The organism is Ruegeria sp. CDSA077 (assembly GCF_059612265.1).
In genome coordinates this window covers 1-23,863 of sequence record NZ_JBXWQG010000021.1, presented here as the reverse complement: position 1 = coordinate 23,863, position 23,863 = coordinate 1, and the positions used below count along the sequence as shown (strand labels likewise).

Sequence of the window (23,863 nt, the reverse complement as noted above, 5' to 3'; positions counted from 1 at the left end):
GAAATCAAGCCGGGCAACCCTTTAGGGCAAAAGGGAGAAGGTTTACCCGAAGTTTTCTTGAAAACGCTCTATGCAGAGACGGAAGCCGTCTTCGAAATTGCCGTTGCCAGGATGGTAGACGCTTTCAAAGCTGATGACACCGTCATAGCCATCGGCCCGCAACGCATCGGCCATGGGTTGGAACTGGTCAGCCAATTGACCCTCACCCATGCGCCGTACTTCTAGCGTGGCACGTGGGGTGTCGACCTGTACGTCCTTTATGTGGATATGGCCAAGGTAGCCATCTTTCACCTCTTCATAGCCATCGGGGAAAGCCCTTTCGTGGCACCAGCAATTGTTGGCCGGATCCCACAGCACTTTCAGGGCGCCTTTGGCATCCAAATCGTCGATCAACTTGCGGCCAGTGTAGTTCGAGTTAACCATGGTGCCGTTGCCGGTTTCGACCACCAGCGTAAGACCCGCGTCCTTGATCACATCGACCGCAGGCGCGATCAGCGGCAACATCGCATCCCAGGCACCATGTGCCACGTTCCACTTTTCGGCCCCGTTCAGGCCCCACAGGATTTGTTCTTTCTTGGGGCTCATAATCCGAACTAAGGGTGACCCGACCACATGCGCCATTTCGATAACGCGCTTCAGCGCATCCATGTGTTTGGTATGAAGCTCGTCTCCCGGCTTGTTTGCTCCGGTCGTGCCAGCAAAAATATGACGAGACAGGCAGGACACGGGTTTACCACGAGCGCGCAAGAGCGTGTCGATTTCCGTGATTTCCTGCGCCGAGTGGTCGCCCACTTCAGTATCACCAACAAATTGCAGTTCCGCATATTCGAGGCCGAATTCGTCCATAACATCGACAGAATAAGAGAGATCTCGGCTGATGCCGTCGCAGATGACGCCTAATTTCATGAGTCTTTCCTTTTTAGCGGTGCAATTCTGCGCCAATGATTTCTTCCATGACCCGCGTGCAAACCCAATTGTCGCCTGCGGGGTATTTGGTCTTTCCTTGATGGAATATCTGCATGGCGGTCGAGGCCATGAACAACGGCACGCCGATTTCCTCAGCCAAGTCCAGCGAGATTGTCAGATCCTTGTGCATAGTGCCGATACCGGATCCGGTGCCTTCGAATTTACGATCAATGATATTTTCAAGCGCGGTATTGGAAACGCCGCAACCCGCCCCTGATGTTGAGAAGACATCGAACAGAACCTGCCCAGAGACTCCGGCCTTTGCGGCAAGAGCGGCGGCCTCAAAAGTCGCGCCAAAGATTGAGCCAATCAGCGTTTGCAGGCAGGATTTGACGACCTGTCCGTCACCGGCCTGGGCACCAACCCGGTGGATGGTTTTGGACACCGCCTCCATCACAGGTTTGTAGGTATCCAGAACCGAGGGTTCACCCGCGGCCATCATGGTCAACGCACCGCTCTGTGCACCGGGAAAACCGCCCGAAACTGGGCTGTCAATCAAGTGAACTCCGGATCCTTCCATCGCCGTCGCGATCTCACGCGCTTCACTAGGTTTGATCGTAGCAGTTAGAACCACCGCGCCACCCTTGGTCATGTGGCTGATCAGGCCGTTATCCCCCAGGATAACGGCCTTGGCCTGCGCGCCGTTCATCACCATAACATAAACCGCATCAGCATTCGCACCGACTTCGGCCACGCTGGTCGCTGATATGCCACCCATCGCGGCAAACGCGCTCATTCGATCTTCACTCAGATCTAGGCCGGTCGTTGCAAACCCATTTTTGATTAGGTTCTTGGCTAGCCCGCTACCCATATCCCCTAAGCCGATGACACCAGCTCGTAACATTTCAACTTCCTTGTATATCCGGCACTTGCCGGGCCGTTGACGTTTAACACCCGGTTGCCGGACGCTATTGCAAGAGAGGTTTCAACGCGTTCGCGTCGGGCGGGTCCAAAAGACACCTCCTGCCCATTTCATTCCCGGCTAGAAAACCAAGCCGGGTATCCACAACACCAACTGCGGGAAAACACAGATCAGGATCAGCACAACGACGTTTGCGCACAGAAACGGGGCCGCCCCGAGAAAGATTTTTCCGATGCTGAGTCGCGAAATTGCGGCGCAAACGTTTAGGCAATTGCCGACTGGCGGCGTACAGGCTCCGACAGCAAGCCCCGAGATCATCACCACCCCGAAATGCACCCCCGAAATGCCAAGCTCCTGAGCAACCGGCAACAGCACGGGCGTCATCAACAGGATCGCCGGGCTTACGTCGATGAAGGTGCCTGAAATCAGAATCAACAACGCCATCAGTAAAATGAAGCCCGTTGGACCTAAGCCAAACCCTGAAACAAAATCAGCCAGTTGATTGGGAACCCGCTCGAGTGCCAGCACCGTGATGAACACCTGGCTGAAGGCGATGATCATCATAATTTTGGCAGACATGATGATGGCTTGCCGCATGGCGCCGGGCAGTTCCTTGACCACCACCAAACCAACTAGAAAAAGCCCGATGATCAGGCCGTAAACCACAGCTGCCCCAGCCGTTTCTGTTGGCGTCACAAAGCCGAAAACCACGGATCCGACAATCATTATAGGCATGATCACCACGGGCGCAGATCGCTTGGCTTCAAGCCACGCAGCCCGCAGTGTGAAGGGGATGTTTTCGGTCGGGTAGCCGTTGCGGCGGGCCATGTACCAAACCACAATCATCTGCATTAGCCCGACCATGATACCGGGAATGATGCCTCCCAGAAACAGCTGCCCAATCGATTCCTCAGCTGCGATAGCGTAGATGATCATCGGCACCGATGGCGGAATGATCATACCCATCGTTGACGAAGCGACAGTAATGCCTGCGGCCACTTCTTTCGGATAGCCACGCTTTTCCATCTCTGGGATCAGGACCGCGCCGATCGACGCCGTGTCTGACGCCGACGAGCCCGAGATGCCGCCGAAGATCATCGAAGCCACGACGTTCACATGGCCCAGACCACCACGGAACCGGCCCACGAAGAACATCGACAGATCGAGCAGGCGGCGGGTGATGCCGCCGGAATTCATCACCAGCCCCATCAGAATGAAGAATGGTAACGACACCAGCGGGTAATTGTTTATGCCTGAAAAGAACCGCTGCACGACAAAACCCATCGCAGCAGGTGCTTCGATCATGAAGTAAGCGACCGATGCAAGACCCAACGCGTAAGCGACGGGCACGCCGATGACCAAAAGAAGCAGAAGGGATCCAAGGAGAATTAACATGGTCAGTCCTCGGGCATCCAAAGTATGTCGGTATTCTCGTCGCCAGACAACGTCAGGACGATTTTGATGGCGCAAAACAACACGGCAAGCGAGCAGGCAAGCGGGACAATGACAAAGACGTAAGATTGCGGCATGCCAAATGGCTGCCAAATATTCTTGCCCGGTCCAGCAATCCAGTCAAAGGATAGATAGACCAACAACCCATTCATCGCACCGACAAGCGCCAGGCCCAAAATATACAGGCTGACTTTAATAGTATGCGGCAACAGATCTATGAAGACGGTGATGGCAATATGTTCCCGACGGGAAATTGCGACCGCACCACCAAGGGCGCTGGTGGTCAGGAAAGACATCTTAACCAGTTCATCAACCCCGTAGATCGCAGCATCGAAGGGTCGCATCAGAACTTTGGCACATACTATGACCAGAAAAATGGCAAATAGAACCACCATGATGTTCTCCAGCAGAGCAGTCAGCACCCGATTTATGGCAATAAGACGATCCACAACATTACCCTTCTGCTTGCAGGGTTCGGGCCAGCGACTCAGGCCCGAACCCAATCTGATCAATTGCAGGACTGAGCAGCAGCGCGGGCTGCATCAATGTCATCTTGGGAGAAATGACCTGCATCAATCATCTGTGCGTAAACAGGTTCAACGGCGGTCTGGAAACCAGTCAGGGCAGCGGGTTCCAATGTATTGATTTCCACAAATTCCTTCATGTCTTCAATCACATTAGTTTCGGCCTCGCGGTACAGGTTGTCGGACATTGCGAGCGCTTCCACCGAAACCTCGTCAAAGATAGCCTGCAGATCGGCGGGTAGAGCGTCGTACCATGCCTTGTTCACGATAAGCGGATCGGGGCCTGTCATATGGTTTGTAAGAGACAGATATTTTTGGACTTCATGTACCTTGAAGTCCCAGATGTTTTGCGGCGGGTTATGCTGGCCATCAATCACACCCTGCTGGAAAGCCTGATAGGTTTCAGAAAATGGCATGGCAACTGGAACAGATCCAAGCGCGGTACCGGTTGCGATCATCAAATCGGACTGCGGTTCGCGGATTTTTAACCCGGCAAGATCTTCGACTTTGGTGATGGGTTTCACATTGTTTGTATAGGCTCGAAATCCTTGGCTGATGCCGGTGGCCGGCACGTGATAGCCATTGGCCGCGGCGCGGGCTCCGATTTCTTTGGTGAAATCGCTACCAACCAAGCACTGCATTTCGTCCCAGCTCGCAACCAAAAAAGGCAGCTGAAACAAATTGAAGGCCCCGCTGGCATCAGCAAAGAATCCGCCACGCGTACCTTGCAAAAGCCCCGACGTGACCTGATCCATCATTTCGCGTTCATTACCTAACGCGCCACCAAAGAATGTCTCGACATCAATGCGGCCACCCGAGCGGTCCTCAAGTTCTTTTTCAAAGAATACCATCGACTGAGACCGGATCGAAGCTTCGGGCTGTTCGTTCCCATATTTGAATGTAAAATCAGCCGCCGACGCGCCGGTTGCTGCGATGATCGAGCTGACCACTGTGGCCAGAAATTTTGTTGTCCGTTTCATGACGTCCTCCCAGTTTTTTGGGTGCGTAGACCCAGCATAAGCGAGAAACTCACGATCGGCGCCGCCCATTGCAAGGAATATCGGGCATCAATTCAATCATGATGCTAAATGATGTACATATTTGGAAATTATTACTAATAGTGATGCAAAATGATGTGGAGGTAGGCCGTGGATTCAGAACCACTGATCCCAAAACATGCACGAGTCGCAGATATCGCACGCCTTGCCGGGGTTGGGACAGCCACTGTCGACCGCGTCCTGAATGGTCGCGGTAATGTGCGCGATTCAACGCGGCAGCGCGTCATTCAGGCGAAAGCCGCGATTGAAACCGGCACACCTGTGGTCGACCGAAACAGACCCTGGCGGTTGAAAATATTTTTACCAGGTGAAGCCGGCCCTTCCACCGAATATCTTGCCCAGTGTTTTCAGGAATTCGGCGCCAGGGGGAACGCAACGATTGAATGCGTCTTTACCACCAAAATGGAGCCGGGTGCGTTGGCACGCAAACTACGCGCTTGTGAAGGACAAGGTATAGATGCCGTCGCCTTCCAGGCACTGGAAGATCAACGCGTGCGCGATGCGGTCGACCACTTGAAGATCCGCGGAATTCCGTGCCTGTCCCTGATTTCTAGCCTCGCGAATTCGGCCGTCATTGGATTTGTCGGAACAGACTCGCGCGCCGCCGGACGTACCGCTGGATTGCTTATGGGTCGCCTGTGTCAGTCAGCCGGATTGGTCGCAATCATCTCGGGCGGTCAATATTACAGAAGCCACGAAAATCGCGAAATGGGTTTTCGCGCGGTGGTCCGCAAAGAGTTTCCACACCTGCAATTGGCTGATACGATTTCGGGTCAAGATGACATCGAAGGAAACTATAACGCCACCTGTACCTTCATCGAGGAACATCCCGACTTGTTGGGGATCTACAGTGTCGGCGGTGGCAATGAAGGGATCGTTAGGGCCCTGCAAGCTAATGGTGTCGCTGGCGAAGTCAAATTGATCGGCCACAATCTGACGGCGAAGACGCAGGCATATCTGCTTGATGGCAGTATGCACTATACGCTGCATCAGAACATGCGTCGGGCCGCGGAATTGGCTGTCCAGGTGATGATCGCGGAACTGGAGCACCAAAAACCTATAATTCCTATTCTTCCAATAGAAATTATCACCCGAGAGAACATTCTTGGTACAACTTTCGGTTAGAACATTGCGATGCAAGAGCAGGCTTCATCCGAGCAGTACCCGGCGCGGCACTAAAGTTTCTCAGTGACTACTACCCCAGAGCTCTGGCTGCCATGCACAGTTTTCCTCTTGGCATTTATGACAAGGTGTTGGAGGCGACCGATGCCGCCCGCATCCTAGAATCGGCAAACGGCCCAATCCTGCCGTTGGTCGACAGATCAAGTTTCTGCAGCTCAAGCCCGCTTACCGGACATTTGTCACAGGCCTGAAGTACCAGGCCCCCTTAAGTCAGTCGTTCATGGTCCTGCGCCGCATGGCTCCATTGCCGGGGCGACTGGCCGTACATTCGCTTAAACTCGCGGCTGAATTGAGAGGAGCTTTGATAGCCCGCATCCCAAGCTGCCTCCGACACGGTCTTTCCTTCGGCAATCTTCATGGCTGCGTTGTTCAGCCGCATAGATTTCACGAACTGTATTGGAGACATTGTCGTAGCGTCTTTGAACCGCCGGTGGAATACCGCCCGGCTCATGCCGACGTGGTCGGCCATATCGTCGATGGTTACCGGTTCGTTCAGGCGGGTTGAGAGGTAGTCGATGGTGCGCGCGATTTCGTTGCCGACGCCAAAGGCCCTTCTTGCTGCGGCCCCGGCCTCGCCCATGAGCACCGCATAACACAACTCGCGCAGTCGCCCCTGCCCGAGCACCTCCAGATCAACCGGACTGTCGAGCAGCTCTATAAGCCGCAGCAGTGCCTGCGTGAAACCACCATCCCAGGAAGCCAATGCCAAGGCCGATGGCGCGCCATCCCGCGTTTGTCTGTTGCCACCAGCGGCGGTCTCGATCTCCATTGTGAGCTCCCGCATCATCCGTGGCTCCAGCGCAATCACGACGCCAAGCAGAGGATCGTCCTTGGAAGCCAATGGCGTGCCCGCCTCCACCGGTAAAGTCATGGGGCACAGCATGTATTTGTCGCTGCCATAGACCTGGTGCTCACCGTCCAGAACAGCTTCCTTGGTGCCACTGAGAATAGCCACCACCGTGGGCTCGTAGACAGCAGGCACGCAGGGCATGGCCTCGGTCACCCGAAAAAGCTGGACGCCTTTCAACGCGGTATCGACGAGGCCTGCCTCTGGCAGACGGCGCTCGATAAGATCTTTGATCTGGTCTTTGCTCATGCGCTCTAGCTGGCAGAGGACTTTCATCTTTGCAATGGGGTTGAGACGATTGGGCAAGTAATCGAGAGGATATCGCCTGTTTACGTGCCCAGTCAGGTTCTATCTGTGCTTTCAGACAATAGCACCCCAAACCGCCAGCTTGGGCTGGCAGGAGACAGAAAATGGTAGATACGACATTTGGCCCTAAAGGCTGGACACCCGAACGCCTCGTCGACCAGTCAGGCAAGACCTATGTCGTCACCGGCGCCAACGCTGGCGCAGGCTTTCAAGCCGCGCGCATTCTTCTGAAGAAGAACGCGAAGGTGGTGATGCTGAACCGCTCGGCCGAGAAATCCGAGGTGGCAATCGCGGACCTGATAGAGGAATTCGGCGCGAAAGCCGACGTGAGCTTCATCCGCATGGATCTGTCCGTTCTGGACAGCGTGCGCGAGGCCGCCGACGAGGTCCTGCGGACCGTGCCCTGCATCGACGCGCTGATCAACAATGCGGCTATCGCGCAGGTGCCGAAGCGCGAGCTGACCGTCGACGGGTTCGAAAGCCAGCTCGGCACCAACCACTACGGACATTTTCTACTCAATGGTCTGCTGTTTGACCGCATCGCCGAAAGCAAGGGCCGGATCGTGGTTGTCGCCAGTCTCGGCTACAACCTTGGGCTCAAGACGATCAAGTTCGGCGATATGAACTGGGATGAAGGCTACGGTGCAAACACCGCATATTCACAGAGCAAGCTGGCTCAGATGATGTTCGCATACGAACTGTAGGACTGGCTGGCCGCTGCGGGGCGCAAAGATGTCGAAGTTTTTGTCTGCCATCCGGGCTCATCGGCCACTTCGCTGATCACAACAAGCGGCAGCCGCACGACGCGTTTTATTTGGTGGCTAATGACCAAGACGCCGATGGTACAGACTGCAGAGCAAGGCTCATACCCCGAGGTTATGTGCGCGACCGAAGAGGCTCTGACTGAACAACGCGCCCTCTACGGTCCGACTGGCCGCATGGAAGCGGTCGGCCCCGTCGGCAAAGGCACACTAAATGCTCATGCCTATGACAAGGCTGTTATGTCGCGTCTTTGGGAGGTTTCCGAAAAGGCCGTAGGGTACGATTGGAAACTCTGAACTAGACGACAAATTCTCGTTGCTGTTCGACGTGAGGATCGCTTTTGGAACCGGCCCAGAGCCGACATCCAGAGGCCAACCGAGATGCTGCGGCAGCAGTCGCTTTGCCTCCATTCGCTGCACTCGCAAGAAAGGAGGCCTGTCGAACTCACTAACGCGGAATTTGAGGTCGTTAGTCTTGTCCATGCGAAGGCCTGTGATCCCTCTAATTCCGACCATTCATTGAAGCCTTTGCAGAAAATACAATGAAGCTCTGACTCATATAACACAGCACAGAAGCAACGCGGATCACTCTCGATCTGGCTCGATCCCGGGATCGTTTGGACGCCGTTTCTGAACGGCAATCCACCGTCAACCCGCCTGTTTTTCAAAAAAGCCCGCGCACAAGCATCGCGCGCGGGCTAGTTGGGGGGAGTGTTTAGTTATTCTTGACCCCAATGCGATCCAACACATTAGGGAAGTCGGACGAGTTTAAGGTATTCATAGCGTTCCTGATGACATTTTCTGGAGGCAGGGTATCAGCATCAACTTCAAAGAGGCAGTTCACAGTTCCAATGCACCTGCCAACTAGGATTACGGGCAAATTGAGCACTGCGAAGTAGCCCCCCTCCAAAATCTGTTGGTAGTCAGGAAACACTGCCCTCAGCTGGATTATGCCGGAAGTCAGCATTGGTTGCTTGTTGATTACCACCTTAGACTTCCAGTTTTTGCTTGGGAGCGTCTTGATTCCTGACTTCGGGAAACCTGGAATCGATGAATAGATACGGTGAGCGTGTGAACGTGAACTATTGAGCTTTAGGATCGTAAGATCACTACAGGTGATATTCGATCTCACGATGTCCACAACAGCTGAAATGTCTGCCGATATTACCACTGGAGAAAAACCGTTGACCACGAAAAAATCCTTCTTTCCAAGTGTGGTTTTGGTCGGGTGTTTCGCTAACCTTTTGGGAAAGCCCAAAGGGTCAATCGCTTAATTTAGAACCACTGTAGGCAACCAAAGTGTGATAGCAGGAAATGCCACGAGAACGACCAGCGTGAGTACATCCATTACTATGAACCAAGTCACGCCCTTGAAGATTTTTGCCAAAGGCACCTCTCCCTTAAGAGCACTTTGAATGACGAAGATATTCAGTCCGACGGGTGGGGTGATCAGGCCTATTTCGAGCAGCTTGATCAAGATAATGCCAAACCAAACAAGGTCGAGACCCATTGTGTTGGCCAATGGCAAAATCAATGGCGCGGTCAATAACAAAAGACCGATCGAGTCGATAAACATCCCCAAGATGATGTAAGTTATTGCTACTGCGATGATCAATGCCAACGGTCCTGCTGCGCTTGCAGTCAAGAGCTCTTCCAACATGATGTTGACGCCCGCAACGGCCGTGAACCGGGTCAAGAGCGCGCCACCAATCACAATGATGAAAATTGCAGTGAACGAAGCCGCGCTCATTCGGAGAGCCAGAAACAGTGTTTTCCACTCGAATTGCCCAGTGATAACAGCGATAGCTATGGCGCCTGCAGCTCCGAGCGCGCCGGCTTCAGTCGGTGTAGCAATGCCAAAAGAAATACTCCCCATAACAACACCGATCAGAATTGGGAGAGGGGCAAGTTCACGCATTATTGTTGCGAAACTCAACTCGGTTTCTTCTTCTTGGTGACCTGCGCCGCCAAGCGATGGATTGATACTACATCTGGTGATGATCATCCCCATGTAAATCGCGGCAGATAGAACGCCAGGAATAAAGCCAGCCAAGAAGAGCGCACCGATAGATACATCGGAGTAAACTCCATACAGGATCATCAAGATTGAAGGCGGAATGAGTGATCCGAGAGTCCCTGAGGCCGCGATCGTACCGCATGCAAGGCCAGGATCGTATTTCCGCCTTAGCATTTCTGGAATGGCAATTTTGGACATAGAAGCCGCCGTCGCTACCGAAGATCCCGATGCAGCCGCGAACAGCGCGCTGGCAAACACGCTTGCGCATGCGAGCGCCCCAGGCAGTCGACGTAGCAAAACCTTGGAGGTAGAGAACAATCCCTTCGTGAGCCCGCTCTCTGCTGCGACATAACCCATCAGGAGAAACATAGGAACTGCGGAGAAGCTCCAGTTTGTTGCAAGTTCGTATGGCAATCGCGACACAGAGCCGAATGCGGCACGCCAACTTGTTTCCGCCGCGATTCCAAAAAACGAAACTGTAATCAGAGCAAGACCTATTGGCGTGCGAATAGAAATCAGGAAAAGTAAGCCACCAAAAACAAGCAATACAGGTATGAGATCTTCAACCATTTTGATTGTCTTTCTTGAATGTTTGGAAAGCGAGAATTAGCGCGGAAATTGTTGCAAAAGAGAAGGCAATGGGAAGCACCCATCTAACCGGCCAAATTGGGATAAGGTTTACCCCCATCGAAACCTCCTTTGCTTCAGTTGATTCCAATGCTTGATCAAAGGTGAGCCACGCTAGCCCAGCGTAAATTGCGACGGCAATAGAGCTTGATACTGTATCAGCCAGATGCCTTTGCTGCAGAGGGAACATCTGATAGAACAAGTCGGTTTCGATGTGTTCGCGATGGTATTCAAGAAACATCAGGGGGAAAAAAGTAACGGGGATCATGCACCAAAAGGAGACGATCTCCAATGTGGCGCTTATCGGAGAATTGAACAGAGATCGCAGTAACACGTCGGAAAATATTGCGAGCAATATGCCAAGTATTCCAAGTGCGGAAAGCGCGAGTTGGAAGCCAGCAGCGCGCTCCAGGCAATAAGTTAGTTTAGGCATCTTCCCCTCCCTGGAAAGCAGCGGAGTTGGCTCATGAAACCAGCTCCGCACTAGTATTCTTGTATGGTTAGTCTATTCCGTAGCTTTCGAGGTCGAGGCTGTCGTAGATTTCACTTCGAATGAGGCCCGCAAATGTCTCGGTATCTTCAATGGGGACCTCGGCAAGAAGCGCCTCCCATTTGGAAACTGTGGAGCCAAACCGGGCAAGAAGCTCTTCCGCTTCCTGAATGTTGAAGGTTTCCTGGATCACTGAAACTGCCAATTCGGGCTGTGCAGTTTTGAACTTTTCCAACGAAGCTACTAAATCGGCACTAGGTGTATGGAACGTGACGCCTTCTGCGCTGAGTTTTTCTCGTGCACTTTCTTCTTCGGCGATTGTTCCTTCTACGATCAATGCCGCCATGGAATCGGCATCGGCATAGAGTGCCGAACGACGCTGCTCGACTGTAAGCTCCGACCAGACGCCAGGGTTGTACCCGTGACCCAGGCCGGCCCAGAACATCGTGATTGGAAGATCTGTGATGTGGGGCGCGACTTCATAAAGTTTGCGGACATAGGCGTCTGCGGCAGTCGTAGTCGTGCATGTTAGAGCACCTTTATCGAGCGCTCCGTATTGTTCATTTGTGTTGAATGCGACGGTTGCGGCACCCGCGTTATTTGCCCACTCTGCAGGAGCCCGACCGGGAAGACGAAGCTTGGCGCCTTTGAGTTCGGTAAGTGATGTAACCGGCCGATTGCAAATGAACTTGTAAGGGTTAGTTGTGTAGGAACTGCCGAATATGATGCCGTGGCTTTGCCACTCTGCCTGTTGTTGTGGGTCATTGATGTTGAAGTCGGTTGCTGCGGCAATAATCACGCGTGGATCGGTGAACGTCATACCTAGTTCTTCAACCGCGTTAGCCACGGGTAGTACGCTAGGCGTATATTGTGCGAAATGGCCAGACACATCAGCTAGTCCATCGGCAATCTCAGACATGTTTCCAGAGGCAGTAACGCGTGGAGATCCAAGTTCCACTTGCGCTGTAAGTGCTCCGCCAGAGTGCTCCTCCAATCGCTCCGCCCAATACTCATAGAGATAGCGTGAGTATTGATGTGAGGGAGGCAACCACGTCGCAGCGACGATTGTGTCGCGGGCGAGTGAAGGGGTTGATGTCGAAGCAAACGTGGCCGCCAAGGCGGCAGCTATTCCTAGTGTTCGCATAGTATAATCCTTTCCCTGTTTCTTTTGTGCCGATTTGACGAACAAACATAAACACAGACAGGTCTGTTTGTAAATGAATGAATCTTGTATAATGTTGATGGGGCATTGATTGAATCGGAAGTGTTTGGAAATTCCCCAAATCCTCTTGCGGGTAGGACTTGAGTTCTTTAAATAGACTGGTCTGTTTGTAATGATTAGACCAGACAGGCAGATACTTCTCCGGCTATGATTTTTTAGCGATTGGAAGAACAGACTAAGCCTAATCAATGATGGTGCAAAGAATGCCGCGTCGCAGTCAAGAAGAACGCTCGCAAGAAACGAGATGGAAAGCCTGCGAGGCAACCCTGGATGCCTTAGTAGAAGTCGGCTATGAACGTATCTCAACTCCTATGATTGCTAACAAGGCCGGAATTTCGAGGGGCGCGCTTACTCATCAGTACGCGATACGGGATGACCTCCTTGTTGATGCATTCCAACATCTAGTGAGCGAATGGCGTAACAGATACCCGTTTCGGGATGAAACACGGCCCATTGGACTTTCGATTGAAGAACTGATTGATGCACTATGGAAAAACATCTTCGAGCCGAAGAGATATGCGGCAGCAATGGAACTCATGTTGGCTTCAAGACAGAACAATGAACTTGGCCAAGCACTGCGGGATGTTCTCATCGCCTGGATCGAGGAGCGTGATCGGATTGCAATTCAGATATTGGGTGTGCAAGACAACGATGAAAGAACCAAGAACTTCATACAACTTACACTCTCCTCGCTCCGTGGAATAGCAATGCATCGCAGTTTCGACGATGACAGCCATGTTGTTGAAAGGCAGTTGTCTCTTTGGAAGGAGGTTGCGCGCCGGTCATTTCACCCATGCGACAACTAGACTGACGCAATCTCGGATTTTACTACTTTCCCACTTTGTATGATTAACGGAAGGTGCACACCGTCATCGCAGAGCAAACTCAGATTGCGCAACGGGTCACCATTGACTGTTATCAGGTCAGCTGAAGCACCAACGGTGATGGAGCCAATTTCGTTTTCCATTTTCAGTATTTTTGCGGCGTCTACTGTCGCTGAACGGATCACGTCGTGCGCTGGCAAGTATTTCCCGCGCAATACAAATTCACCGGATTGGTGACGGTGCATTTCACCTAGAAGGTCGGAACCGTAACCCATCACGACACCTGCCGCATGCAGCTTTCCCAGTCGTTCAAGGCCAGCCTGGCGAACGTCTTCAATTTTGTTAACTGACTCAGCCGGGAGGCCAAAAGATGCGCCTTCTTTGGCCAGGATGTCATAAGTGATGTTAGTTGGAACAACGAAAACACCTTCGCGGGCGACTCGTTCAATCGTCGCATCGCTCATGATATTGCCGTGCTCTATACAGGTGATACCACAGTCCAACGCACGAATAATGGCCTCGTCTTCGTAGAGGTGGCCGGCGACGTAGGTGCCAAATCCAGTTGCAACTTCGACAACCGCCTTCAACTCATCCACTGAATAGACCTGGTAGCCAATTGGATCTGACGGGGATGAAACGCCGCCATCGGCCATGACCTTAAGGAATTGAGCGCCGTTCTTGATCTCTTCACGAGCAGCTATTTGCACGGCGGGCACCCCGTCACATATCCTGCCAAGAGCACCAAGCTTCTCAGAATAATACGTGATATCTCTATTGTTGAAGGGTCCACGGTAGTCCGTGTGACCGCCAGTTTGTGATAGCGCCTTTCCGCAGATAACAAGCTTCGGACCCGTTATCAGGCCATCTCGTTGCGCCTTTGCCAACGACAAGTCCGCTCCGCCAAGATCGCGAACCGTAGTAAAACCACGCATGAGCATCTCGCGCATAATTCTTGCGGCCTTCAGAGCGATCCATGAGCTTGGAAGCTCTGCGTTTAGACCAAGATTCGCAGTTGCCGCCGCAACATGAACATGGCAGTCAATCAGGCCGGGCATGACGACGCTGTTATTTACATCAATGACTACGTCAGCATCAAAGTTGATCTGGCGATCAACCTCAACGAACCGCCCGTTCTCGATTGCGATATCTACAGGTTCAGCCGCAATCTCTGCCGTGCCGTCGACGATTCGACCATTTTTTATCAGTATTGATGTCATTGCGATTCCCCAGCAATTGCGATTCACCAACGCACCCTTAATTTACAGGCACAACTGTTTGTTACTTACAGACTTGCCTGTTTGCAAGACTGGATTCTTGAATTGGGCTGTTGCGTTAATTGGTGTGTTTCGGAATTGTGGGATGTGGTTTGAACCTTAGACGGGCACCGGAAAAAGTTGGAGCATGAATTCGATTTCACCTCTGACGCCTCGTTGTTTGTGGTGAATGTGTCCGCGTTTGATGGTCCGGGTGGTTTCAGGCTTAGATGTCGCCGCCTTGATAATGGCTTTTAACGCTTCGGCGTTCGCATCCCCCATATCGTTGCCAAACGTTGCCGCGACCTGAATAATCGCATCACACAACACGGCAGTATCTGCCCAATGGGTTGAAGCAAGAAATTACCTTTGCACGGTTCTGCACCATTTGAGGCCATCTTTTTGTCTGACTTTTCCGAGCGGCTCAACGCTAGGACCTGATTGCTTCTAGCCATCAGTTTGAAAACAATTGCAGTTCCAATCGTTCCCCTGCCAGCCAGTACAAAAATCCGCCTCAATCGCCCTCCATCTTTCAATCAGAACGACTTCCTAAAACTTCAACCGAGGGTGAGGTCAACCGAGAATTCCCACATAAAGCCGCCACTCATGCATAGCGCAGTATTCACAGGTTTGGGCTCGATGCTGACCTCGGTGCCGTTGCAACAAAGCCCCCTGCCCCGCTAATAACTTACACGGGGACGGCCCAATCCTGCCGTTGGCCAAGTGATCAAGATGCCGCATTCGCGGCCCGCTTTGCGGTCATTCGCTGCAAGTGCGAACTCCCGGCTCTGTCGAACTCACACATCGCGGACGAACCGTGCATTCATGGAATGTCTGTCGAATGGCTGCTTCATCAAAGGCAACTAGTTTGAACCACGTTCCAAGCGAAGGATCGCAACAATCCTTGATGCTATACCTTGCCTTCGTGGGAGGCAGCGCTCCGATGGCACGGATTGCATGGTATAATTTGCGCACGGATTGGCGCATTGAGTGTCTTGATGATCCTTATCTTCTAAAGGTTCGCACCGACTAGCCGTCATCATTACACGGGCAAAAATGTCGAGCATCCTCTACGCCTCCGGTGCTGCGGATTGGAGCCTGTTCTTTCTCAGACTTGCCAGTGTCAGGCCGTAGATGCAGACCACGACGACAGCCAGCGCAACGACCTGATACGGCGCGACAGCATCGCCAAGCAACGGGACGGCGAGCACCATCGTCAGGGCAGGCCAGGGCGTCGTGATCGAGCTGGCCAGCGATACGTCGATGTGGCGAACAGCGTAGAACCAGACGATTAGTTCCAGAAAATAGACTAGGCCCATAAGCGCTGACATCGTTCGGAAGATCGCGCCGATGCCAGAGCCAAATCCTGAGGGAACAGCCATGATCAGAACTATTGCTAGGAACAGCGTCGAGATCGCGACACGGAAGAATGTCACCTGAGCCGGTGTGATCGGCGTGTTGCTGAGCTCCTCTTTGATGATGACATGCGCGATGCTCCACAGCAGAGGCACCCCGAGAGAAACAAGGAACCAGGGCGATAGGCCCGACATGAGGAAGGTGCCGCCCGTGCCGAGGTAGTAAAGCGCGCCAATCAGAACGGCAGTCAGGGTCAGCTCGACCGGCGTTTTCCGCCGCCTCAGGAACAGGGACTCCCAAAGGATGGCGAAGAGGGGATAGGCTTGGATTGCGATGGCGGCGTTGGTCGCCCCTGCCTTTTCGACACCCAGAACATAGAGGTATGTCGAGAGGCCAAAGAGCGCGCCTGTGAAGAGCGCGACGAGGATTATCCGGCGACGTTCGCGATGGGACAGATCAACACCGAAGATACCTTTGGTGCCCCTGCGCAGTTCCCATCCAAAAACTGGCGCAGCAAACACCACCTGCCAAACGGAAAGTGCAAAGGCGAAGCTGAGCGCCCCGACATCGGACGGGCGCAGGTTCGATATGATCGGCATGACCCCAAGCAGTGTGAGGCTGGTCAGGGAAAGAGCGATGCCCTTGCCGACTGAAGGAGTGAATTGCGCCATAACAGAATCCCATAATTGAATTGACACCTACAGGATTTGCACCCACACTTGTGTCAGTGCAATAGAAAGATTGATCTGATGGCAATTTGGACTCCCGACCTATCAAGCCGTGATGGCCCGAAGTATCTGCGCATTTTCGAGGCGATGGCGGAGGATATCGCGACAGGCCGCTTGTTGCCAGGAACACGTCTGCCACCCCACCGTGAGCTGGCCTATCAACTCGGAGTTTCTCCGAACACGACCAGCCGTGCGTATGCCGAGGCGGTGAAGCGCGCCCTTTTGAAAGGTGAGGTTGGTCGTGGCACTTTTGTGCGTTCGAACGACGCTGATCCTGCTCATGCGGAACCAGAAACCCTGCGCAGGCTGGAAAACGGTCCGATTGACCTGTCCCGCAACTTGCCGATGCCGGGGTTTTCAGAGCAGCACATCCGTCGCGTGATGGCCGAGATTGCGACCGATACCGGCCTGCGATCCCTGTTGGACTACCAGACCGACGCAGACCTTGTGCATCATCGCGCAGCCGGTCAGGCATGGCTTGAGAGCTGTGGTCTCACGTTAGACCTCGAATGCGTCATTCCCGTCGTTGGGGGACAGCACGGCATTTTGAGTGTGCTTATGGCGCTTTTGCAGCCCGGTGATCTGTTGCTGGCCGAGGCGCTGACCTACACGCCCGTCCTGACTATGGCTGCGCGCCTCGAACTGCAGACGGGGGCTGTTGCAATGGACGAGGACGGCGTGGTCCCCGAGGCGTTCGAAGCATGGTGCCGAGAGGCAAACCCCAAAGCCTTTTACCTGACGCCAACCTTGCAAGCGCCAACAACAATCACGCTCTCCGAAGTGCGGCGCACGCGGATCGCAGAGATTGCCGCCCGCTATGACGTGATACTGATCGAGGATGATGTGTTTGGGCCACTCAAATCCAACAAGCCAGCGCCGCTGGCGCAGATCGCACCGGAGACGACGATCTACGTGACAAGCCTGTCAAAGTCGGTCGCACCCGGATTGCGGGTGGGTTTTCTAAAGGCCCCCACGAAGCTGGCCGCCGCATTGCACCAGTCGGTCAATCTCAGCGTTTGGATGACACCGCCGCTGACGCTGGAGGTGGCGAGCCGGTTGATCGAGGATGGCACGGCAACCAAATTGGCTGACCAGCAACAGCGCGTCGCCAAACTTCGACAGCAACTCGCCCAACGCGTTCTAGGGGCTGACGCGATCCTTAATTTTTCGGATGGCTTCCATCTCTGGCTACCGTTGCCAAAAGGCTGGCGTGCTGATGTATTTCGCGCGGAATGCGCTCGTCTAAACGTACAAGTCAGTGAAGGTCGCTGCTTCGCCGTCAATGCAGGTGATGCGCCGGAAGCCATTCGCCTCTGCGTCAGTCACGAGGCAAACGAAGGGAGATTACAACTTGGCTTGGAAGCTGTGGCCGGTGTTTTGCGGCAAAAGCCGAGCGGTTCCTCGATGGTGATCTGACTTGTTGCCAACGCTGCAAGCTGCCGTTCGTCTGCAATGCAGCATTCGGTAAATTGGGGCTCGCTGCCGACTTCGGTGCCGTTGCAGCAAAGCCCCCTGCCCCAATAGTAGCTGATCACGAGGACGGCCCATTCCGGACCTTCACTCACTTTCTGCAGTGCTGCGGTGCGGCCCGTCATAGCTGCCGTTGGTGCGGCGCGCAGCATTTCAGTTATCAGGACGACTGTACTGCCGGACAAAACCGACCTTGGGTTTTCGACCTTTGCTGGCGCAGAAACTCTTGGCACAAGCAGCGAGCCTGTCGCGGGGTCGCGGCGCAGGTCGCCGAACCGGTCGTTCACAAACGTCGATCTGGCCCGAACCAAGACCGTACTTTCGCCGCAGTCTGATCCGACATGTCAGACGGGTGTGGAAATCGGGACGAACTCCAGTTTTCGCCAGAGAGGCCGTTGAAGCCGCGCGCAAACCGCTCCTTCGCCGTAAAGCACTGTAACCCGAAAAACGCCCAACAAAGTCGCCCTTCCTAGCATCGTAAGCTTCGGCAGCACTCAGCCCAATGCAGATTTCCCTCTTATGTCTTGCAAGTAAAAGTTGTTTTTGACACTAATCGGATAAGCAGAGCGCAAAGTGCTCCGTTAGCGCAGGCGAGTAAAAAATGATCTTTCAAAAACTAGCATTTGTTTCAGTGCTTTCCCTTCTTACTTCCTACGCACACGCAGATTATGTTCTTTCGGATGGCACTGAAGTTGCGCCGCTTCAGATGTTTCAGGAATGCGATGTTTGCCCTGAGATGATTGCCTTGCCTATGGGTGAGTTCATGATGGGTGGACCACCGGGAGAATCGAAACGAAACTTTCATTGGGATGAAAAAGGGCGCCGACCCGCGACAGCGGAAGAGCCGTATATCGCGCATCGTGAAGGTCCGGTTCATAGCGTCAGAATAGATCTGTCCTTTGCCATGGGACGTAACGAGGTTACCCGTGATGAGTGGATGGCCTGCGTTGAAGATGGGGGATGTAGCAAATATGTGCCGGAAGATTTTGTAATCGGCGATAGTTTTGAGCGCATAGATCTTACGGGCAATCATCCAGTGAATGATGTGTCTTATTTGGATGCTTTGGCTTACACGGATTGGCTGAACAAAAAACTCGGGATAGATGCCTACCGCTTACCAACGGAAGCCGAATGGGAATTTGCCGCCCGTGCCGGAACGCAGACTCCTTTTGCGCAAGGGGAGGAAGTTACGACGGATCAGGCCAATTTCCATGCCAAACCGACAGAAGAGATGATTGGTGAAAAGCGGCCGGATTTAGTGTGGCGCGGTTACCCAGTTCGCGTTGATGAACTTGATGCCTCCAATGCTTGGGGTCTTCGGCATATGTCGGGGAATGTCGGGGAAAAAACGATGTCCTGCTGGACAGCGACGCACCCGGGTTGGTCGACTTCCAGCCAGCACTTAGAGGTGGCGAGATCAGTCGATTGTCACAGGCGGGTTGTAAAAGGCGGTTCCTACTCATTTGCTATGGATTTTTCGCGGGTTGCGACTCGCGGTGGCGGAGGCATTGATTGGCGGTCAAAATTGTCAGGCTTCCGAGTCGTTAGAGAATTCAATCGAAATTGAGGAAAATGAATTATGTGCGAAATGAACGCCGCCGGACCTTATAGAGATCTCAAGGACGTAGAAGCAGCCAAAGATGTTCTCAAAAAGCTCGGTTATCCAGCAGATGTTAGTGTCGGTGTAAACGGTGAAACACTCTATGTTTCCATGAATAGTGGGATGGTTACAAAAATAGCGGACACACTCGGCTTCACCACGGCAATCGATATTGAGATAAGATACGATCACAATGGGAATCTAGACAGGGTTACAGTGACTGGATCTGCTGGCGGTGAAATCGCTGGCATTGACTTTGGCTCGGTCGGCGTCAATGGAGATTATATCAACATAGACATTCCCGGTGTGATTAAGGGTTCTTATCATAAGAACAACATCGAATCAGACCTTGCGAAAGACTTGGTCGCACACGGTGTAATCGATGATCCGGACATAGCCTCTGATGCAGCGAGTGCGTTGGCCAAATTACCAGCCGTAGCGAGGGACGTTGAAAACGATGTAAAAGACATTTTACCGAATTTTCCTATTGGGTGCACACCTCCAAACCAAGCTTCAATAATACCTTCCATCATACCCCAAATTGTCGCTGAGCTAGTTGATCCTAAGCCATCCCCCCTTGTTCTGGATCTTGACGGTGATGGCATCGAGTTAACGTCTCTGGAAGGGTCGTTCACCCATTTTGACGTCGATACCAACGGGTTTGCCGAAGCAACTGGATGGGTTGCCACAGACGATGGCCTATTGGCGCTGGACATCGACGGCGACGGTTGGATCGAAAACGGATCAGAACTTTTCGGAGATCAGGCAGGTTACGACAACGGATTTCTTGCACTAGCAGCATATGATACTAACAACGACGGGCTTATCGACGAAAGTGATGCCGTTTTCGATGACTTGCTGATTTGGCAGGACGTCAATGGAGATGGTGTGAATCAGGACGGCGAGACGCAAAACCTTACGGAAGCAGGGATAACATCTATCTCAGTGAATGCTACCCAAACAAACTACGAAGTCGCGGGAAACGACATCCTTTTGGAAGGCAGTTTCACGAAAGCTGATGGAACTACAGGTGTCGTTGTGGACGCATACTTTGACACCGATCCGGTCGATTCAATAGCGCTCCTACCAGATGAATTCTCTTATCATGCCGATGCATTTTACTTACCAATGCTAGCCGGTTCCGGGACGTTGCTGCCAAGTTTGATTGCAATGTCCGCGGACGAGGGCTTGCGAGGGCAAGCCATTGCACTCGTCGACCAACTGGCAACAGGCGATGTAGTTGGTTTTATTCAGCGTTTTGAAGATTTTTTGCTAGCTTGGGCTGGCGTTGAAGATGCCGACCCCATTGGCCGTGGTCCAAACATCGATGGTCGACATCTGGCTTTTCTGGAACAAGTCACGGGAATAGTTCTGTTAGGCAATCCAAGTTCCTCGCCCGGAAATGCTGCTGGGGCTGAATTCGAGTCGCTATTTGATATTCTCTTTCAACAATATGCTGCTCGGTTTGTCGCTCAAGCTGCCGCGTCCTCGGCTCATTTTTCCTCTTCAACTCCTGAAGAGTATTCGGCAGCGTTCGAAGCGCACCCGCTTTCGTCTCTGGCTACAATGACACATGAAACACTTGCTGAAGCGCTTTCTGAGTTAGCACAGGCTGTAGATGGAGGAGCGATCACGGCTGCGGATGCATCAGCTGCTGTTATGCTCTTTCAGCCGGACTTGAGCTCAAGCAGCGAAGTTTTCGAAATCATGATACAGGCGGCTATCGCAGCAGCGAATCTGGACGAGACTTCCGACTTTGTGCAGGCCTTAGCATATTCTGGGACATTGCAGTCTTTGGAGGGTACTTCAAACGCTGAAACGCTCACTGCAACGAGCGCAAGTTATATCAATGCCGGTGCAGGCAACGATGTAATCAACGGGAGCTCCGACGGAAATATCATCGTCGGCGGCACTGGCGACGACGCAATTACTGGTGGGGTAAACGCGGACGCTTATGGTTATTCTTTGGGTGATGGATCAGATGTTATCACCGACTTCAGTGGCGACTTGAACACAAACGACACGCTTAAGTTTACCGATGTGAACGCGGCTGATGTGACCTTCTCGCAGAACGCAGGCAAAGATCTGGTGATCACGCTGAGCAATGGTGAGACCATAACGGTCACAGATCACTTCCAGGATTGGCAGTGGGGTTTGGAGCAGATCGAATTTGCCGATGGCACAGTCCTGGATACGCAAGATATCCGGGATAAATCAGCATCGGATATGAAGGCCACGGGGACCGTGACGGGCTCTCGCTACGTGGAGAATTACGAACATACATCTGGCGATGGGTCGTATACGATCACCGACTTTAGTGGCGACTTGAACACAAACGACACGCTTAAGTTCACCGATGTGAACGCGGCTGATGTGACCTTCTCGCAGAACGCAGGCAAAGATCTGGTGATAACGCTGAGCAATGGTGAGACTGTTACCATTGTGGACCACTTCCAGGATTGGCAGTGGGGCGTGGAACAGATCGAATTTGCAGATGGCACGGTTTTGAACGTGCAAGATATCCGGGATAAATCAGCATCGGATATGAAGGCCACGGGGACCGTGACGGGCTCTCGCTACGTGGAGAATTACGAACATACATCTGGCGATGGGTCGTATACGATCACCGACTTTAGTGGCGACTTGAACACAAACGACACGCTTAAGTTCACCGATGTGAACGCGGCTGATGTGACCTTCTCGCAGAACGCAGGCAAAGATCTGGTGATAACGCTGAGCAATGGTGAGACTGTTACCATTGTGGACCACTTCCAGGATTGGCAGTGGGGCGTGGAACAGATCGAATTTGCAGATGGCACGGTTTTGAACGTGCAAGATATCCGAGACAAAGTTCTTACTGGGAGCTCTGGTGATGACACAATTATTGGTTTCTCATCGGATGATGTTTTGGACGGTGGTGCAGGCAACGATATTGTCGACGGCGGAAATGGCGATGACGCACACTTTGGTGGAGAAGGCGACGATCTTCTGATTGCCAATATCGGTGCGGATAGCTTTGACGGGGGTAGTGGCAACGACACGATTGATTTTACCTACACTTCCAACAACGTGACAATTGATCTCTCGACAGAAACAGCTACCTTTGAAAATGGCTTTGTTGAGTCGATGATCAACCTCGAGAACGTCATCGGAAGCGTCGGCAATAATCTCATCACAGGATCAGGTGTAGCTAATGTGTTGGACGGTCGGGCAGGCAACGACACAATCTACGGTGGCGCGGGTGACGACATAATCGACGGTGGCGATGGCGATGACAATCACTATGGCGATGGCGGCAACGACCTGATCTTAGGTAGCATTGGGGCTGACTTCTTTGATGGTGGCGATGGTATCGACACTATCGATTTCTCTTACTCCGGCAACAACTTCAATCTGAGTCTGGCCGTTTCCAACGTGGTTTTCTCTGATGGTTTTACAGAGCAGGTCCTCAACTTTGAGAACATTGTTGGAGGGGCTGGACATAATGTTCTCACAGGGTCAGACACAGCCAACGTTATCGATGGTGGGGCGGGCAATGACCGCATTGTCGGGCTGGAAGGCGACGATACGCTAACCGGTGGCTCTGGGGCCGATGTCTTTGTATTTAATACGTTGGCTACTGAAGGTACGGACAACATCACAGACTTCGAGCTTGATGTTGACATAATAGAGCTGGTGGGAAGCACTTACACGGACCTGACTTTCATCGACACAGGATCTGGAACACACGTGGAATGGGCTAATGGTTCTGTGGAGATTGAAAACGTATCTGTCGCGTCTCTAACCGAGGATCAGTTTTCGTTCGTGTGATCTGAATTTCCTATGAGTGCGGGCGTGATCTGGGTCCCGCACTCAACTTTAACTTGCTAACACCCAACTCAAACAAGTCGTTCGATAGCTAAAGTTGAACGACTGCGGTGTTTGCAACCTGTGACTCTGCCACTTCAAAATTGCCGCGCTACTCACGAATGGCCGAAGTCTCCGCTGAACCGCAGATCGGCCTTGAGTGCCCGCGCGGAGAGTTTTTCGCTGCGAGCGCACGCAGCGAAAAAATCCAAGGTACAGATTGGGCTCGTTGCCGACCTTCGAGGCAGCGCAGCATCGGCCCAACGTGAGCCGTCGAGCCCGTTCAAGGCGGCCCACAACTGCCGTTCGTCGGATCGTCAAGCGTCGCAGCGCAGCTTAGGGTCATGGCGACGTCACCGTCAGGGCCAGCACTGATTGTTAGAATGGCAAGTCAAAAAGCGCTTATCACCAGTTCCTTGATTTGAAGGGCTGCGCTGGACAGACCCTTATCGCGTTCTACAATTTGAATGCA

Annotated in this window: 19 protein-coding genes and 2 pseudogenes; 9 read left to right on the top strand and 12 right to left on the bottom strand. The window is 52.9% G+C overall.

Features of this window, described 5'->3' with window-relative positions:
- Positions 1-42: 42 nt before the first annotated feature.
- The 5 genes from AC2FLE_RS20865 to AC2FLE_RS20845 all read right to left on the bottom strand — a co-directional run bounded on the left by AC2FLE_RS20865 (position 43) and on the right by AC2FLE_RS20845 (position 4,784).
- Complete coding sequence (locus AC2FLE_RS20865; RefSeq protein WP_496699486.1) at positions 43-906, bottom strand: sugar phosphate isomerase/epimerase family protein; 864 nt, start codon at positions 904-906, stop codon at positions 43-45.
- A gap of 13 nt (positions 907-919) precedes the next feature.
- The gene (locus AC2FLE_RS20860; RefSeq protein WP_496699520.1) at positions 920-1,828 is read right to left on the bottom strand and encodes an NAD(P)-dependent oxidoreductase; all 909 of its coding nucleotides are present in this window, start codon (positions 1,826-1,828) and stop codon (positions 920-922) included.
- Positions 1,829-1,948: 120 nt separating this feature from the next.
- The gene (locus tag AC2FLE_RS20855) at positions 1,949-3,223 is read right to left on the bottom strand and encodes a TRAP transporter large permease (protein ID WP_496699484.1); all 1,275 of its coding nucleotides are present in this window, start codon (positions 3,221-3,223) and stop codon (positions 1,949-1,951) included.
- Positions 3,224-3,225: 2 nt separating this feature from the next.
- Entirely contained in the window at positions 3,226-3,729 is a 504-nt protein-coding gene (locus AC2FLE_RS20850) for a TRAP transporter small permease (RefSeq protein WP_496699483.1), read from the bottom strand.
- A gap of 59 nt (positions 3,730-3,788) precedes the next feature.
- Positions 3,789-4,784: a TRAP transporter substrate-binding protein gene (locus tag AC2FLE_RS20845; protein WP_496699481.1), complete on the bottom strand. Its 996-nt coding sequence runs from the start codon at positions 4,782-4,784 to the stop codon at positions 3,789-3,791.
- Between the two features lie 168 nt (positions 4,785-4,952).
- Between AC2FLE_RS20845 and AC2FLE_RS20840 the strand changes: the two are divergent.
- Positions 4,953-5,084 (top strand): annotated as a pseudogene (locus tag AC2FLE_RS20840) (helix-turn-helix domain-containing protein); the annotation flags it as partial.
- Positions 5,085-5,123: 39 nt separating this feature from the next.
- A complete protein-coding gene (locus AC2FLE_RS20835) occupies positions 5,124-5,987 on the top strand; it encodes a substrate-binding domain-containing protein (protein WP_496699519.1) in 864 nt (287 codons plus the stop codon).
- Positions 5,988-6,249: 262 nt separating this feature from the next.
- Here the strand turns inward: AC2FLE_RS20835 and AC2FLE_RS20830 are convergent, their stop codons facing one another.
- Positions 6,250-7,140, bottom strand: coding sequence for an AraC family transcriptional regulator (locus AC2FLE_RS20830; protein WP_496699480.1), 891 nt, complete (start codon positions 7,138-7,140; stop codon positions 6,250-6,252).
- A gap of 161 nt (positions 7,141-7,301) precedes the next feature.
- On the opposite strand from AC2FLE_RS20830, the gene AC2FLE_RS20825 reads away from it, so the two are divergent.
- The 3 genes and pseudogenes from AC2FLE_RS20825 to AC2FLE_RS20815 form a co-directional block, all read left to right on the top strand.
- A complete protein-coding gene (locus tag AC2FLE_RS20825; protein ID WP_496699478.1) occupies positions 7,302-7,901 on the top strand; it encodes an SDR family NAD(P)-dependent oxidoreductase in 600 nt (199 codons plus the stop codon).
- A gap of 120 nt (positions 7,902-8,021) precedes the next feature.
- On the top strand, positions 8,022-8,255 hold the full coding sequence (locus AC2FLE_RS20820; protein ID WP_496699476.1) for a hypothetical protein: 234 nt from the start codon (positions 8,022-8,024) through the stop codon (positions 8,253-8,255).
- Positions 8,256-8,513: 258 nt separating this feature from the next.
- Positions 8,514-8,606, top strand: a pseudogene (locus tag AC2FLE_RS20815) (IS5/IS1182 family transposase); the annotation flags it as partial.
- 622 nt (positions 8,607-9,228) lie between these two features.
- Here the strand turns inward: AC2FLE_RS20815 and AC2FLE_RS20810 are convergent.
- From AC2FLE_RS20810 to dctP, 3 genes are all read right to left on the bottom strand, one after another.
- Complete coding sequence (locus AC2FLE_RS20810; RefSeq protein WP_496699475.1) at positions 9,229-10,545, bottom strand: TRAP transporter large permease; 1,317 nt, start codon at positions 10,543-10,545, stop codon at positions 9,229-9,231.
- On the bottom strand, positions 10,538-11,035 hold the full coding sequence (locus tag AC2FLE_RS20805) for a TRAP transporter small permease (RefSeq protein WP_496699473.1): 498 nt from the start codon (positions 11,033-11,035) through the stop codon (positions 10,538-10,540). The genes AC2FLE_RS20810 and AC2FLE_RS20805 overlap by 8 nt, the downstream gene beginning before the upstream one ends.
- Positions 11,036-11,102: 67 nt before the next feature.
- Entirely contained in the window at positions 11,103-12,236 is a 1,134-nt protein-coding gene (dctP, locus tag AC2FLE_RS20800) for a TRAP transporter substrate-binding protein DctP (protein WP_496699471.1), read from the bottom strand.
- 281 nt (positions 12,237-12,517) lie between these two features.
- Here dctP and AC2FLE_RS20795 point away from each other — a divergent pair, with 281 nt between their 5' ends.
- The gene (locus tag AC2FLE_RS20795) at positions 12,518-13,120 is read left to right on the top strand and encodes a TetR/AcrR family transcriptional regulator (RefSeq protein ID WP_496699469.1); all 603 of its coding nucleotides are present in this window, start codon (positions 12,518-12,520) and stop codon (positions 13,118-13,120) included.
- Here the strand turns inward: AC2FLE_RS20795 and AC2FLE_RS20790 are convergent.
- The 3 genes from AC2FLE_RS20790 to AC2FLE_RS20780 all read right to left on the bottom strand — a co-directional run bounded on the left by AC2FLE_RS20790 (position 13,117) and on the right by AC2FLE_RS20780 (position 16,418).
- Complete coding sequence (locus tag AC2FLE_RS20790) at positions 13,117-14,355, bottom strand: metal-dependent hydrolase family protein (RefSeq protein ID WP_496699467.1); 1,239 nt, start codon at positions 14,353-14,355, stop codon at positions 13,117-13,119. The genes AC2FLE_RS20795 and AC2FLE_RS20790 overlap by 4 nt on opposite strands.
- 156 nt (positions 14,356-14,511) lie before the next feature.
- Positions 14,512-14,718: a hypothetical protein gene (locus AC2FLE_RS20785; protein ID WP_496699466.1), complete on the bottom strand. Its 207-nt coding sequence runs from the start codon at positions 14,716-14,718 to the stop codon at positions 14,512-14,514.
- 743 nt (positions 14,719-15,461) lie between these two features.
- Entirely contained in the window at positions 15,462-16,418 is a 957-nt protein-coding gene (locus tag AC2FLE_RS20780) for an EamA family transporter (protein WP_496699464.1), read from the bottom strand.
- Between the two features lie 78 nt (positions 16,419-16,496).
- Here AC2FLE_RS20780 and AC2FLE_RS20775 point away from each other — a divergent pair, with 78 nt between their 5' ends.
- The 3 genes from AC2FLE_RS20775 to AC2FLE_RS20765 all read left to right on the top strand — a co-directional run bounded on the left by AC2FLE_RS20775 (position 16,497) and on the right by AC2FLE_RS20765 (position 23,355).
- Positions 16,497-17,891 carry an aminotransferase-like domain-containing protein gene (locus AC2FLE_RS20775; RefSeq protein ID WP_496699462.1) on the top strand — a complete coding sequence of 465 codons (1,395 nt, stop codon included), beginning with the start codon at positions 16,497-16,499 and terminating at the stop codon, positions 17,889-17,891.
- 655 nt (positions 17,892-18,546) lie between these two features.
- Positions 18,547-19,512: a formylglycine-generating enzyme family protein gene (locus tag AC2FLE_RS20770; protein ID WP_496699460.1), complete on the top strand. Its 966-nt coding sequence runs from the start codon at positions 18,547-18,549 to the stop codon at positions 19,510-19,512.
- Positions 19,513-19,524: 12 nt separating this feature from the next.
- Entirely contained in the window at positions 19,525-23,355 is a 3,831-nt protein-coding gene (locus tag AC2FLE_RS20765) for an SPM autocatalytic domain-containing protein (protein WP_496699459.1), read from the top strand.
- Positions 23,356-23,863: the final 508 nt, after the last annotated feature.

What these genes read in the sequence shown, in the direction of transcription:
- AC2FLE_RS20845 (WP_496699481.1), bottom strand. Translation starts at nt 4,784, where the DNA reads ATGAAACGGACAACAAAATTTCTGGCCACAGTGGTCAGCTCGATCATC.
- AC2FLE_RS20810 (WP_496699475.1), bottom strand. Translation starts at nt 10,545, where the DNA reads ATGGTTGAAGATCTCATACCTGTATTGCTTGTTTTTGGTGGCTTACTT.
- AC2FLE_RS20855 (WP_496699484.1), bottom strand. Translation starts at nt 3,223, where the DNA reads ATGTTAATTCTCCTTGGATCCCTTCTGCTTCTTTTGGTCATCGGCGTG.
- AC2FLE_RS20765 (WP_496699459.1), top strand. Translation starts at nt 19,525, where the DNA reads ATGTGCGAAATGAACGCCGCCGGACCTTATAGAGATCTCAAGGACGTA.
- AC2FLE_RS20865 (WP_496699486.1), bottom strand. Translation starts at nt 906, where the DNA reads ATGAAATTAGGCGTCATCTGCGACGGCATCAGCCGAGATCTCTCTTAT.
- AC2FLE_RS20780 (WP_496699464.1), bottom strand. Translation starts at nt 16,418, where the DNA reads ATGGCGCAATTCACTCCTTCAGTCGGCAAGGGCATCGCTCTTTCCCTG.
- AC2FLE_RS20775 (WP_496699462.1), top strand. Translation starts at nt 16,497, where the DNA reads ATGGCAATTTGGACTCCCGACCTATCAAGCCGTGATGGCCCGAAGTAT.
- AC2FLE_RS20790 (WP_496699467.1), bottom strand. Translation starts at nt 14,355, where the DNA reads ATGACATCAATACTGATAAAAAATGGTCGAATCGTCGACGGCACGGCA.
- AC2FLE_RS20805 (WP_496699473.1), bottom strand. Translation starts at nt 11,035, where the DNA reads ATGCCTAAACTAACTTATTGCCTGGAGCGCGCTGCTGGCTTCCAACTC.
- AC2FLE_RS20825 (WP_496699478.1), top strand. Translation starts at nt 7,302, where the DNA reads ATGGTAGATACGACATTTGGCCCTAAAGGCTGGACACCCGAACGCCTC.
- AC2FLE_RS20830 (WP_496699480.1), bottom strand. Translation starts at nt 7,140, where the DNA reads ATGAGCAAAGACCAGATCAAAGATCTTATCGAGCGCCGTCTGCCAGAG.
- dctP (WP_496699471.1), bottom strand. Translation starts at nt 12,236, where the DNA reads ATGCGAACACTAGGAATAGCTGCCGCCTTGGCGGCCACGTTTGCTTCG.
- AC2FLE_RS20795 (WP_496699469.1), top strand. Translation starts at nt 12,518, where the DNA reads ATGCCGCGTCGCAGTCAAGAAGAACGCTCGCAAGAAACGAGATGGAAA.
- AC2FLE_RS20820 (WP_496699476.1), top strand. Translation starts at nt 8,022, where the DNA reads ATGACCAAGACGCCGATGGTACAGACTGCAGAGCAAGGCTCATACCCC.
- AC2FLE_RS20770 (WP_496699460.1), top strand. Translation starts at nt 18,547, where the DNA reads ATGATCTTTCAAAAACTAGCATTTGTTTCAGTGCTTTCCCTTCTTACT.